11 protein-coding genes are annotated in these 12,154 nt (G+C 60.9%); 10 read left to right on the top strand and 1 reads right to left on the bottom strand.

The genetic code is table 11. The features are described 5' to 3' along the window. The first annotated feature begins 18 nt into the window (after positions 1 to 18). The 8 genes from AC22G6_RS09795 (at position 19) to AC22G6_RS09760 (ending at position 8,916) form a co-directional block, all read left to right on the top strand. Positions 19 to 786 carry an ABC transporter ATP-binding protein gene (locus tag AC22G6_RS09795; protein WP_108948548.1) on the top strand — a complete coding sequence of 256 codons (768 nt, stop codon included), beginning with the start codon at positions 19 to 21 and terminating at the stop codon, positions 784 to 786. Between the two features lie 17 nt (positions 787 to 803). Then, the gene (locus tag AC22G6_RS09790) at positions 804 to 1,526 is read left to right on the top strand and encodes an ABC transporter ATP-binding protein (RefSeq protein ID WP_487366630.1); all 723 of its coding nucleotides are present in this window, start codon (positions 804 to 806) and stop codon (positions 1,524 to 1,526) included. A 35-nt stretch (positions 1,527 to 1,561) separates the two neighbouring features. Beyond that, the gene (locus AC22G6_RS09785; RefSeq protein WP_487366629.1) at positions 1,562 to 2,776 is read left to right on the top strand and encodes an ABC transporter substrate-binding protein; all 1,215 of its coding nucleotides are present in this window, start codon (positions 1,562 to 1,564) and stop codon (positions 2,774 to 2,776) included. A gap of 70 nt (positions 2,777 to 2,846) precedes the next feature. Next, on the top strand, positions 2,847 to 3,728 hold the full coding sequence (locus AC22G6_RS09780; RefSeq protein WP_108948545.1) for a branched-chain amino acid ABC transporter permease: 882 nt from the start codon (positions 2,847 to 2,849) through the stop codon (positions 3,726 to 3,728). A 22-nt stretch (positions 3,729 to 3,750) separates the two neighbouring features. Beyond that, the gene (locus tag AC22G6_RS09775) at positions 3,751 to 4,704 is read left to right on the top strand and encodes a branched-chain amino acid ABC transporter permease (RefSeq protein ID WP_108948544.1); all 954 of its coding nucleotides are present in this window, start codon (positions 3,751 to 3,753) and stop codon (positions 4,702 to 4,704) included. 63 nt (positions 4,705 to 4,767) lie between these two features. Beyond that, positions 4,768 to 5,478 carry an SDR family NAD(P)-dependent oxidoreductase gene (locus AC22G6_RS09770; protein WP_487366628.1) on the top strand — a complete coding sequence of 237 codons (711 nt, stop codon included), beginning with the start codon at positions 4,768 to 4,770 and terminating at the stop codon, positions 5,476 to 5,478. 184 nt (positions 5,479 to 5,662) lie between these two features. After that, on the top strand, positions 5,663 to 7,957 hold the full coding sequence (locus AC22G6_RS09765; RefSeq protein WP_487366627.1) for a putative bifunctional diguanylate cyclase/phosphodiesterase: 2,295 nt from the start codon (positions 5,663 to 5,665) through the stop codon (positions 7,955 to 7,957). 35 nt (positions 7,958 to 7,992) lie between these two features. Beyond that, positions 7,993 to 8,916 (top strand): spermine/spermidine synthase domain-containing protein, encoded by a 924-nt coding sequence (locus tag AC22G6_RS09760; protein ID WP_487366626.1) that lies wholly within the window; start codon positions 7,993 to 7,995, stop codon positions 8,914 to 8,916. A 29-nt stretch (positions 8,917 to 8,945) separates the two neighbouring features. On the opposite strand, the gene AC22G6_RS09755 is transcribed toward AC22G6_RS09760, so the two are convergent. Next, on the bottom strand, positions 8,946 to 10,391 hold the full coding sequence (locus tag AC22G6_RS09755) for a chloride channel protein (RefSeq protein ID WP_487366625.1): 1,446 nt from the start codon (positions 10,389 to 10,391) through the stop codon (positions 8,946 to 8,948). A 211-nt stretch (positions 10,392 to 10,602) separates the two neighbouring features. On the opposite strand from AC22G6_RS09755, the gene AC22G6_RS09750 reads away from it, so the two are divergent. After that, a complete protein-coding gene (locus AC22G6_RS09750) occupies positions 10,603 to 11,127 on the top strand; it encodes a MarR family winged helix-turn-helix transcriptional regulator (protein ID WP_487366624.1) in 525 nt (174 codons plus the stop codon). 247 nt (positions 11,128 to 11,374) lie between these two features. Further along, entirely contained in the window at positions 11,375 to 12,145 is a 771-nt protein-coding gene (locus AC22G6_RS09745) for an oxygen-binding di-iron domain-containing protein (protein WP_487366623.1), read from the top strand. Positions 12,146 to 12,154 lie beyond the last annotated feature (9 nt).

Below are 12,154 nucleotides of genomic sequence, written 5' to 3'. Positions count from 1 at the left end.
TCAACGCCGGGATGGAGCATGAGCGAGTTCATACTCGAAACAAACGGCCTGACCAAGGAGTTCAAAGGGTTTGCCGCGGTGTCCGATGTCGACCTCAAGGTCAAGCGTGGTCACATCCATGCATTGATCGGTCCCAACGGCGCCGGCAAAACGACTGTCTTCAATCTGCTCACCAAGTTTCTTCCGCCGACCGCGGGCAAGATCCGTTTCGATGGCAAGGATATTACCCACGAAGCGCCTGCGGTGACGGCGCGGCGGGGAATGGTGCGCTCCTTCCAGATTTCGGCCACCTTTCCCCATCTCACGGTGATGGAAAACGTGCGCATCGGCCTGCAGCGCAAGCTCGGCACCGAGTTTCACTTCTGGCGCTCGGAGAAATCGCTCAATGTGCTCAATGACCAGGCGATGGCCCTGCTTGAGTCGGTGGATCTGACGCAGTTTGCAGATACCGTGACGGCGGAGATGCCCTACGGCCGCAAGCGCGCGCTCGAAATCGCCACCACGCTGGCGCTCGACCCGAAGATGATGCTGCTCGACGAGCCGACACAGGGCATGGGCAACGAAGACATCAGCAGGGTGGTGGAGCTGATTCGCAAGGTGTCGGCCAATCGCAGCATCCTCATGGTCGAGCACAACCTGTCGGTGGTCGCAAATCTGTGTGACCGCATCACCGTACTCACTCGCGGCAGCGTGCTTGCCGAAGGCACGTATGACGAAGTGTCCAAGAATCCGAGCGTGCTCGAAGCCTATGTGGGTTCCGACGACATGAACGACGCCCATCACTGATCCCGGCCCATCAATCTATGACCAGCGCCTTCAAGCCCCATCCCGAAATGCTGCGGATCCAGGATCTGCATTCGTTCTATGGTGAATCACACATCCTGCATGGCATCGATCTGAAGGTGGCGCGTGGCGAGTGCGTCACGCTGCTCGGGCGCAATGGCTCGGGACGCTCGACCACGCTGAAGTCCATTCTTGGTCTCGTCGGTCGCCGCAGCGGGTCGATCATGGTCAATGGCAAGGAGGTCATTGACGAGCCGACTCACCGCATGGCGCGCTACGGCATCGGTTACGTGCCCGAAGAGCGTGCCATTTTTGCCTCGCTCAGTGCCGAAGAGAACCTGATGCTGCCGCCCCAGGTGGCAACGGGTGGCATGTCGCTCGACGAGATCTACGGCATGTTTCCTAACCTGCTTGAGCGCCGCAACAGCCACGGCACCAAGCTCTCCGGTGGCGAACAGCAGATGCTGGCGATGGCACGGGTGCTGCGCACCGGCGCCAAGCTGCTGCTGCTCGACGAGATCACCGAAGGCCTCGCTCCGGTCATCGTCAAGAAGCTTGGCGAGGTGATCACCGAACTCAAGAAACGTGATTTCACCATCGTCATGGTGGAGCAGAATTTCCGCTTTGCTGCACCGCTCGCCGATCGGCACTACGTGCTCGAACACGGCGAAATCATCGCCACCATCCCTGCGGCCGAGTTGCCGCAGAAGATGGACTGGCTGCACCAGACGCTCGGGGTTTGACTCGCGCGAACAACAATCAGGACGGAGACAAAACAATGCACATGAAGAAACTGACGACGCTAGCCTGCGCCGCCGCAATTGCAGGCCTGTCGGGTGTTGCAAATGCACAGATCTCGGATGGCATGGTCAAGATCGGTGTGTTGACTGACCTGTCGGGTACCTATTCCGACCTCGCAGGCTCCGGTGCGGTGCTTGCCACCCAGATGGCAATCGACGACTTCATCGCCGAAGCAAAACCCGATTTCAAGATCGAGATGGTTTCCGCCGACCACCAGAACAAGGCCGACATCGCGTCGACCAAGGCGCGTGAGTGGTTCGAGCGCGAAGGCGTTGATACCGCCACCGAACTCGTGACCACCTCGGTGGCGCTGGCGGTGATGAAGGTGGCCAAGGAAAAGAACCGCATCGCGCTGATGAGCGGTCCGGCCTCGACTCCGATCACCAACGAGCAGTGCAACGACGTCAGCGTGCATTACACCTATGACACCTACTCGCTGGCCAATGGTACGGCGAAGGCGGTGACGAAGCAGGGTGGCAAGACCTGGTACTTCCTGACCGCAGACTATGCATTCGGCCAGTCGCTCGAAAAGGACTCCTCGGCAGTGGTCACCGCCAATGGCGGCAAGGTGCTCGGCTCGGTACGCCACCCCTTCCCGGCGTCCGACTTCTCCTCCTTCCTGCTGCAGGCTCAGGCCTCCGGGGCGCAGATCATCGGTCTGGCCAACGCCGGTGCCGACACGACCAACGCGATCAAGCAGGCGGCCGAGTTCGGCATCACGCCGAAGCAATCGCTCGCAGGTCTGCTGATGTTCATCACCGACGTGCATTCGCTCGGCCTGAGAAGCACGCAGACCATGTACCTGACGACAGGTTTCTACTGGGACCTCAACGACGCCACCCGCGCCTGGTCGAAGCGCTATTTCGACAAGCAGAAGCGCATGCCGTCGATGGTGCAGGCCGGTCAGTACTCGTCCGTGCTGCACTACCTGCGCGCGGTCAAGGCGGCTGGTACGGATGAGGCTGGCAAGGTCATGGCGCAGATGAAGAAGACGCCGATCAACGACTTCTTTGCCAAGAATGGTCAGATCCGCGATGACGGCCGGATGATCCACGACATGTACCTGGTGCAGGTGAAGAAGCCTGAAGAGTCCAAGTACCCGTGGGATTACTACCATGTCCGCCAGACGATTCCGGCAGCGGAGGCTTTCCAGCCGCTGTCTGAGTCGCGCTGCTCGCTGGTCAAGAAGTGATCGGTTCGCGCTGATTCGTTAATCACATCGTACCCGGGGCGCCAAGCGCGTCCCGGTACGGGAGTCGCAAATGGAAATTTTCGGTGTTCCGAGCGCGCTGCTCGGCAGCCAGTTGCTGGTCGGCCTGATCAATGGCTCGTTCTACGCCATTCTCAGTCTTGGTCTGGCGATCATCTTCGGTCTGCTCAACATCATCAATTTCGCCCACGGTGCGCAATACATGATGGGGGCCTTCGTGGCCTGGATTGCGCTGACGAAGTTCGGTGTCAATTACTGGGTTGCCCTGCTGTTGGCGCCGATCACGGTCGGTGCGCTGGGGGTACTCCTTGAGCGCACGATGCTGCGCAAGCTGTACAAGCTCGACCACCTCTACGGCCTGCTGCTCACCTTCGGCCTGGCGCTGATCTTCGAAGGCGTGTTCCGTGATCAGTACGGGATCTCCGGTCAGTCCTATCCGGTGCCGGAACTGCTGGAGGGGGGCGTCAATCTGGGGTTCATGTATCTGCCCATCTACCGCGGCTGGATCGTCATCGCTGCGCTCGCCGTGTGTTTCGGCACCTGGTTCATGATCGAGAAGACCAAGCTCGGCGCCTACCTGCGGGCCGGTACGGAGAATCCGCAGATGGTGCAGGCGCTCGGGATCAACGTACCGCTGCTGATTACCTTCACCTACGGTTACGGCGTTGCCCTCGCTGCCTTTGCAGGCGTGCTCGCTGCGCCGGTCTATCAGGTCAATCCGCTGATGGGGTCGAACCTGATCATCGTCGTCTTCGCGGTCGTCGTGATTGGCGGCATGGGTTCGATCATGGGGGCAATCCTCACCGGACTCGGCCTTGGACTGATTGAGGGACTCACGCGCGTCTTCTATCCCGAAGGCTCTGCGGTGGTGGTCTTCATCATCATGGTGATTGTCCTGCTGGTTCGACCTGCCGGCCTGTTCGGCAAGGCCTGACGCGGTTCCAAGGAATAGGCACATGAAGAATAACGATTCCGTTTTTACCCGCATCATGCCCTTTCTGTTCGGGCTGCTCTTTCTCATCGGTCTGGTGGCACCGTTTGCGGTGTATCCAACCTTTCTGATGAAGATCCTGTGTTTTGGCCTGTTCGCCTGCGCATTCAATCTGCTGCTGGGATTTGCCGGTCTGCTGTCCTTCGGTCACGCGGCCTTTCTGGGAACGGCGGGTTACGTCTGCGGCATGCTTGTACGCGATGTTGGTGTCACCCCCGAGATCGGCCTGATCGGCGGCACGGTTGCCGCCGGCCTGCTGGGCTGGTTGTTCGGTGTGCTGGCCATCCGGCGCACCGGCATCTACTTCGCGATGATTACGCTGGCGCTGGCGCAGATGGTGTATTTCGTCGTGTTGCAGGTGCGCGCGACGGGCGGGGAAGACGGCTTCCAGGGGGTCCCGCGCGGCAACCTGTTCGGCCTCATCGACCTGTCCAACAACATTTCGATGTATTACCTCGTGTTTGCAGTGTTCTGCATCGGCTTCTTCATCATCTACCGCACGGTGCATTCGCCCTTCGGCCAGATCCTGAAAGCCATTCGTGAGAACGAACCGCGCGCGATTTCCCTTGGCTATGACGTCAACAAGTTCAAGCTGATGGCGTTCATCATCTCGGCTTCGCTCGCAGGCCTCGCAGGCGCAACCAAGACCCTGGTGTTCCAGCTTGCGTCGCTGACCGACGTGCATTGGCACACATCGGGTGAAGTGGTGTTGATGACCCTGCTCGGCGGTCTTGGCACCATTCTCGGACCGCTGGTTGGAGCTGCGACCGTTGTCTCGCTGCAAACCGAACTTGCCGACACCGTAGGCTCCTGGGTGACGGTGATCATGGGCGGGATCTTCGTGATCTGTGTGATGCTGTTCCGTCGCGGCATCGTTGGCGAGATCCAGGCTCTGATACAGCGCGCCGGAATACGCTGATGCGGGGCGGGCACACCGGGCCGGTCGGGTTTTCGCGACCGGCCCGGTGTGCCCGACAAGCGAATGACGATGGAGTCCTTTCCTCCGGGTGGGTTGGCTGTGGTCGTCGGCGCCAGCGGCGCGATCGGTGGTGCGCTGGCCGACGCTATCGAAAGCAGCGGGCGTTTTACCGACGTGCTTCGCCTGGGGCGTCGGACCCCCTTGGCGCTCGATCTGCTCGACGAGGCGTCCATCGCGACTGCCGCTCAGCAGGTGCGGGATCATTCAGCCACCTTCAGGCTGCTGATCAATGCAAGCGGATTTCTTCACGACAGCGGACGCGGGCCGGAGCGCAGCTGGCGGCATCTCGACCCCGTCAGCCTGGCCCACAATTTCGCCATCAATGCCATCGGTCCGGCCCTGCTGGTCAAACACTTCATGCCCCTGCTTGCTCGCGAAGGCAAGTCGGTATTTGCTGCGCTCTCCGCACGCGTTGGCAGCGTCGGTGACAACCGGCTCGGCGGCTGGTACGGGTATCGGGCGTCCAAGGCTGCACTGAACCAGATCCTTCATACCGCAGCGATCGAGCTGGCCCGCAGCCATCCGAAATCAATCTGCATCGCACTTCATCCGGGTACAGTGGAGTCGGCACTGTCAGCACCTTTCGCGCGCAGCGGGCTCGATGTTCAGTCCCCTGCGGTGGCCGCGGCTCGCCTGCTGAAGGTGATCGATGGGCTGGTGCCAACCGACTCCGGCGGTTTCATGGACTATCGCGGCAATCTGATCGTCTGGTAGCGGGCTTCTCCGCCGCCAGGTCGCTGTTTGCTGTCTCTTGCAGCGAACGTGGCGTGTTAGGCATTCCATGACGTTTATCGCTGGTGTTCGGCTGCGCTCATCCATTATTCTCTATTCATGAGGAGCGCAGTCTTGCGGCCCGCCTGAGCAGCGGCAAGGCGCCCGTTCCGAGCTGGAGGCGCTTATGGATGAAGCGATTCGCATGCATCGACGTGTGTTTTGCCTCGTAGCGGTCACGTGGGGTTCTGGTGTGATGGCAGCCACCGAGCCTCTTGAGAAGCTTGTCGAGACAGACCTGCTGACCGTGCCCGTGCTGACCTTGTTCGCCCTGCTCCTTATCGTTTATGGCTGGGGGCAGCACAGGATTCGCCTGGAGCGCAGGCGCGCTGCGCAGAGCATGTCCGCCCTGACCGAGAGCGAGCGCCGCTTTCGGACGCTGTTCGAGCACACCCCCGAGATTTCCGTGCAGGGGTACGACCGCAACCGGCGAGTCATTTTCTGGAACCGGTTCAGCGAGCAGCTTTACGGCTACTCGACTCAGGAAGCGATTGGAAGCCGCCTGGAGGATCTGATCATCCCGGACTGCATGCGGGCCGGTGTGATCGAGGGCGTGGACAAGTGGGTGAATGGCGGAGAGGGCATTCCTGCCGGCGAGTTGACGCTACGCCGTCGGGATGGCGCCCCGGTGCACGTCTTTTCGAGTCACGTCATGCTGCACGGGCGTGATGGCGAGCCCGAGATGTACTGCATCGATATCGATCTTTCTGCCCGCAAGGCTGCCGAAGACCAGTTGCGCAAGCTTTCCCTTGCCGTCGAGCAAAGTCCCGAAAGCATCGTGATAACGGATCTCTGGGGCTGTATCGAGTACGTCAATCGCGCGTTCGAGCTCACGACGGGTTATTGCGCAGACGAGGTGATCGGGCAGAATCCGCGCGTGTTGAATTCCGGCAAGACGTCTCCCGAGGTGTACAAGGGCTTTTGGGCGACACTCATGCGTGGCGAGAGTTGGCGCGGTGAGTTCATCAATCGGCGCAAGGATGGCAGCGAGTTTGTCGAACTGGCCGTCGTGGCGCCGGTGCGCGGCAAGGATGGAACCGTCACCCACTTCCTTGGGATCAAGCAGGACGTCACCGAGCAGAAGCGGGCTGCGGCCGAGATCAACCGCCTTGCCTACTACGACGGACTCACCGGGTTGCCGAACCGCGCGCTGTTGATGGATCGGCTTGGGCTTGTGCTGGCTGTGTCGCGCAGGCAGCCGCGCCAGGACGCCTTGATCCTGTTCAATATCGATCGTTTCCAGACCCTCAACGACGCCCGTGGGCACGCAATGGGCGACCTGCTCTTGCAGGCGCTTGGCAGACGACTTTCCGGGTTGCTGCGCGAAGGCGATACGCTCGCCCGAATCGCGGGTGCCGATTTCGCGATTTTGCTTCAGGCGCTTGACATCCATCGCGAGGATGCGAGCCGGCGTGCGCTTTCTGTGGCAGAGAAGCTCCACGCTGCATTGCGTGAGCCGTTCGATCTTGGCAGCGAGACGGCCGTGATTACAGCCAGTCTCGGAATCACAACCTGTCCCGACGATGCGGATGACACGCCGCTCGAGATTCTGCGTCGTGCGGATACCGCGCTTCATCGCGCCAAGGACGCAGGGGGCAACCAGACCGCCTTTTTCGAAACCGCGATGGGGGATGTCGCAAGGCAGAAGTTCCGCATCGAACGCGAGCTCAGGCGCGGAATTCAGGCGGGCGAACTGCGCCTGTTTCTGCAGTCGCAGGTCGATGAGAGTGAGAGTATCAAAAGTGCCGAGGTGCTTTTACGCTGGGCGCATCCGGAGCGCGGGCTCGTACCGCCCGGGGTCTTCGTGCCCGTCGCGGAGCAGTCCGACCTGATCTGCGAACTCGGCGTATGGGTGCTCGAGAACGCCTGCCGGCTGATGGCTGAGCATGGATCGGCGGGGCGCGAGCTGAGGCTGTCGGTCAATATCAGCCCGCGTCACTTCCGTCAGCCCGATTTCGTGCCTTGGGTGTGCGAGCTGCTGTCGATTCATGGCGTCGATCCGTCCTGCCTCACGCTGGAGGTCACCGAGGGGCTGATGATCGAGGATATCGACGGCGTGGTCGCCAAGATGCAGGCCTTGACCGCGTTCGGCACTCGTCTTTCGGTTGATGACTTTGGAACCGGGTACTCGTCGCTCGCCTACCTCAAGCGCCTTCCGCTGCATGAGTTGAAGATCGACCGCAGCTTCGTGCAGGATGCGCCCGAGAACAGCGACGATGCCGCCCTGGTCGAAACCATCCTGGCCGTTGCCCACAGCCTGCATCTGCAGGTGGTGGCCGAAGGCGTGGAGACTGTAAGGCAAGCGGCCTTTCTCAACGCACGCGGCTCGATGATTCATCAGGGCTATCTTTACGGCAGGCCACAGGCTGCGTCCGAATGGATTCCGCTGTGGCTCAAACAGTTTGATCAAGTCTTGCCTTAGAATGCCGCGGCCGAAGTACGCGCCGGAACGGAGCCTTGACCAACAGCAAACACGAAGCAGATGTCGCAGCGCGGAGAGTGCGTAGCGCACAGGGCAGGGCAGGCTTGCTCGAACTGCCGAGCCCTTTCCCGGGCGAACCGGGAACTGTCCGCCTACTTGAGCCGGCATTCAGTCAGGCGGACGCATTGGTCGAGCAACTCCTGTCCGGTGAGTACCGCAAGCCGTTCGTACTCGAACATGAAGGCATGTGTGCGCTCTATTTCGGCTCCCTGCGTTTTCAGCAAAGTGCCATGCAGACGGCTGCGCCACATGCGCTTGAGGTGGCCTATACGCAGGGCATGATGGCCTTCCTGCTGTTCAATCCGCGACCGCGGGCGATGACCCTGCTAGGCCTTGGCGGAGGCTCGCTCGCGAAGTTCTGCTATCGCCACCTGCCGGCGACCTCGATCACGGTTCTCGAACTCGACCCCGACGTGATTGCGTTCCGCGATGTCTTCAAGGTGCCGCAGGATGATTCGCGCTTTCGTGTCGTGTGCGCCGATGCGATCGACCATGTCGGCGCGGGGGTGGAGCGGTGCGATGTGCTGATGGTCGATCTGTTCGACGAGGATGGCGTTGCCGGCGCGCTGACCCGTTCAGGCTTCTATCAGGACGCGCGCGCGATGTTGTCCGGAAGCGGCGTCATGGTGATGAACATTGCCGGCGACAAGGCATCGTATGCCCCCCACGTGGCGCTGGTCCGCGAAGCCTTTGACGACAACGTGATCGCAATGTCGGTGCGCGAAGACGGCAATTATCTGCTCTTCGCGTTCAGGAACGCTGCGTTCGAGCCGCGGTGGAAATGGATGAAGTCCATTGCCCGCGAACTGCAGGGGCGGATGGGCCTGGATTTTCCGCGCTTTGCCCAGCTCCTTGAACGCGGCCAGGTAATGCGTCTGGCCCAGCGCATGTCCTGCTGATGCGGCGCCCCCCGGGGGGCGCCGGTGCGTCACTGCTCTGTCGCGGGCTTGTTGTCCGGGGGGGCGGTGTCCTGTGTTGCTGCGTGCTTGGTGCGGGCGTGATGGCGGCTGGCCTTGTGCTCGGCATTACGCAACAGCGAGTGCGCAATCGTGTGATAGATCGGCAGCGGACACACCGATTTCGAGACCGCATTCGCGACCACGGCAGTCGCCATCAGCGGCAGCAGCATTTCGTGGTTGGCGGTCATTTCCATGACGATCACCAGCGAGGTGATCGGGGCCTGCGTCATTGCCGCAAGAAAGGCCACCATGCCAAGAACGAGTATCGCGGGGTCCTGTCCGTCACCGATAAACGGTGCCAGGTCGGCACCCAGACCCGCACCGACGGCAAGCGCAGGCGCGAAGATGCCGCCCGGGATGCGTGCCACGAAAGCAAGCCAGATGACCGCCAGCTTCGCAACCATGAAGTAGGCGGGCAGTTGCGCCGTGCCCTCCAGTGCAGCCTTGGATTCGGCGTAGCCGGTGCCGTAGGTGAGGCCTCCGGTGGCCAGTCCGATGAGCGCGGTTGCGAGCCCGCAGCCGGCAGCGAACGCAACCGGACGCGACACCGAGAATTCACCGATGCGCCCGGGCAACTGGCGCGAGGACGCAATCAGCAGTCGCGAGAATCCACCGCCGAGCAATCCCCCCAGTACGCCACAAAGCAGCACCAGCCACGCACCATCGGGCCAGGTGACCGAGGCCGGGGTCTGTCCGAAATAGGTGTAGTTGCCAAGTACCGCCAGTGACATCAGACCGGCAAAGATCACTGCGATCAGCGTCGTGCTGTTGGCGCGGAAAGGGTGGTGACGGCAGATTTCCTCGATTGCGAACATGATGCCGCCGAGCGGCGTGTTGAATGCTGCAGCAATGCCCGCGCCGCTGCCGGCAATGATCAGGTCGCGACTGGAAGCGATCCTGCCGAAGCGCTTGCCGGCGAGCATGTGCATGGCAGATGCGCCGACCTGGACCGAAGGGCCCTCGCGACCGATCGAGGCGCCGGAGAGCAGGCCACCCAGGGTCAGGAACACCTTTGCGATGGCAATCTTGAAGGACAGGAACTGCCTGCGCAGCTGACCGTCATCGGTGAGCGACGCGGCGATTGCCTGCGGAATTCCGCTGCCTTCGGTGCCCGGAAAGAAGCGACTGGAGACCCAGGCCATTGCCGCAAAACCGGTCGGGGCGATCACAAGGGTCAGCCAGGGGCTGACATGCATCAGCGACTGGTGATAACCGATTGCCAGCTCGGCGCCGATGGCAAAACCGATGGCAATGATGCCTGCCAGCAGTGCGGCGCCGACAAGCAGCAGCCTTTTGCGCCAGCGTCTGATTGAGAGCCAGGGCAGCGCGTAGCGACGGCTGCCGCGAGCGATGTGCTTGAAGGCTCGGTGAGGGATATTGTGCTGCTGTTCCGGGGGGGCGTCGGGGGGCGGCATTTTTGGGGATGAAGAGGCGGTCTTTTCAATGACCGGCCTGAGTTTGAAAAAAAACAGCTAAACCTTACTCATGCTGAAGCGATGTTTTGAGCAAAAAGCTCACCTTCCACGGGCAGCAAACCCGCAAGATGGTTACGATACGCGAGAGCGCACCTGTCTGCGAATTTTTTGACAATCATTGTTTGAGAAAATATAGTCGGAGCCAATATTGATGCCCCAGCCACAGAATCCCTTGAATAAATCTGCTGAAAAACCTGCAGAGAAGAATCGTCAGGTCACACCTTTGTCCGTACTACAGCGTTTCCGCGTGCTGATCCGCACCGCACAGCGTCATTCTCAGTGGATTGAGCGTCAGAGTGGCGTAACCGGTGCCCAGCTCTGGGCCCTGCAGGAGCTGAGCGAGGTTCCCGGACTGCGGGTTGGCGAACTGGCCAACTGCATGGCACTGCATCAGTCGACTGCGTCGAACATGATTGACCGGCTCGAGACCGGCGGGCTGATCCGCAAGGAGCGTACGAGTGCGGACCAGCGCGTCGTGCGATTGTATCTGACGACTGAAGGCGAAGCACTGCTGGCAAGAGCGCCGTCACCCGCAAGAGGCATCCTGCCCGAAGCCCTGCGGCGGCTTGACGAAGACGACCTGCTCAGACTGCAGAACGAGCTCGATGGCTTGCTTCACAAGATCAAGGTTCTCGATGACGGTTTCGGCATGCAGCCGCTACCCTTCACCGAATAGCGAATACCCGGGCCGGCGGGTTTTCCGGCCACCCGTTTCGCACTTGTGCGGACAGCAGCTTGAGGGCGACCCCGACGGGGTCGCCCTTTTTTTGCTGCTTTCCTGCCCGCGTGTTCATGGCGATTGAATGGTTCTTTGATCAACGTCAAAAATGACGCGCTTAGTCGGCACGGCAACCGATGTCTGCGGTAGAGTTCCCCGCTTGTTTCCCGCTATTGCGGGCTCTTTCTTGCGGGGCATCCGGATCATGGCAGTTGAGCTTTACAACGACGGCAGGCACGTATGCCTGGCCTTCTACGATCTTGTCGACGAAGAAGCCGATCACGCGGTGCAATGCAATCAGTTTCTGATCGTGGATGGAGACCATGGCGCCCTGATCGATCCGGGTGGCAACATGACGTACAACGGTCTGCTGATGGGCATGCAGCGCTATTTTCCGTCCCGTAATCTGGACTACATCCTGGCCTCGCATGCCGACCCGGACATCATTGCTTCGCTGAACAAGTGGATGGTTACCACGCGCTGTCGTGTGCTGATTTCCAAGCTGTGGGCGCGCTTCCTGCCGCACTTCACGACCGGACGGGATTACTCCGACCGCATTATCGGCATCCCTGACGAAGGCATGGTGGTGCCGCTGGGCGAGAGCAAGATCAAGGCCGTTCCCGCGCATTTCATGCACTCTGAAGGCAACTTCCAGTTCTACGATCCGGTCGCAAAAATTCTGTTTACCGGAGACATGGGCGCATCGCTCATCGATCACGACGTTGCACTGAAGCCGGTGACGAACTTCGACGAGCACATCCCCTTCATGATCGGCTTTCATCGCCGCTACATGATCTCGAACAAGATCTGCCGCTTCTGGGTGAACATGGTGCGCCAGCTCGATGTCGAGATGATCGTGCCGCAGCACGGTGCGCGCTTTGAGGGCAAGGTGATGGTCAACCGCTTTCTCGACTGGATCGAGAACCTGCAGTGCGGCGTCGATATCATGACGCAGGACAACTATCGCGCACCCTGATGCGTCCGG

The organism is Parazoarcus sp. PS-13 R2A (genome assembly GCF_057621855.1).
Note: the sequence above shows the minus strand (reverse complement) of the source record. Positions and strands in the feature narration are given on the sequence as shown.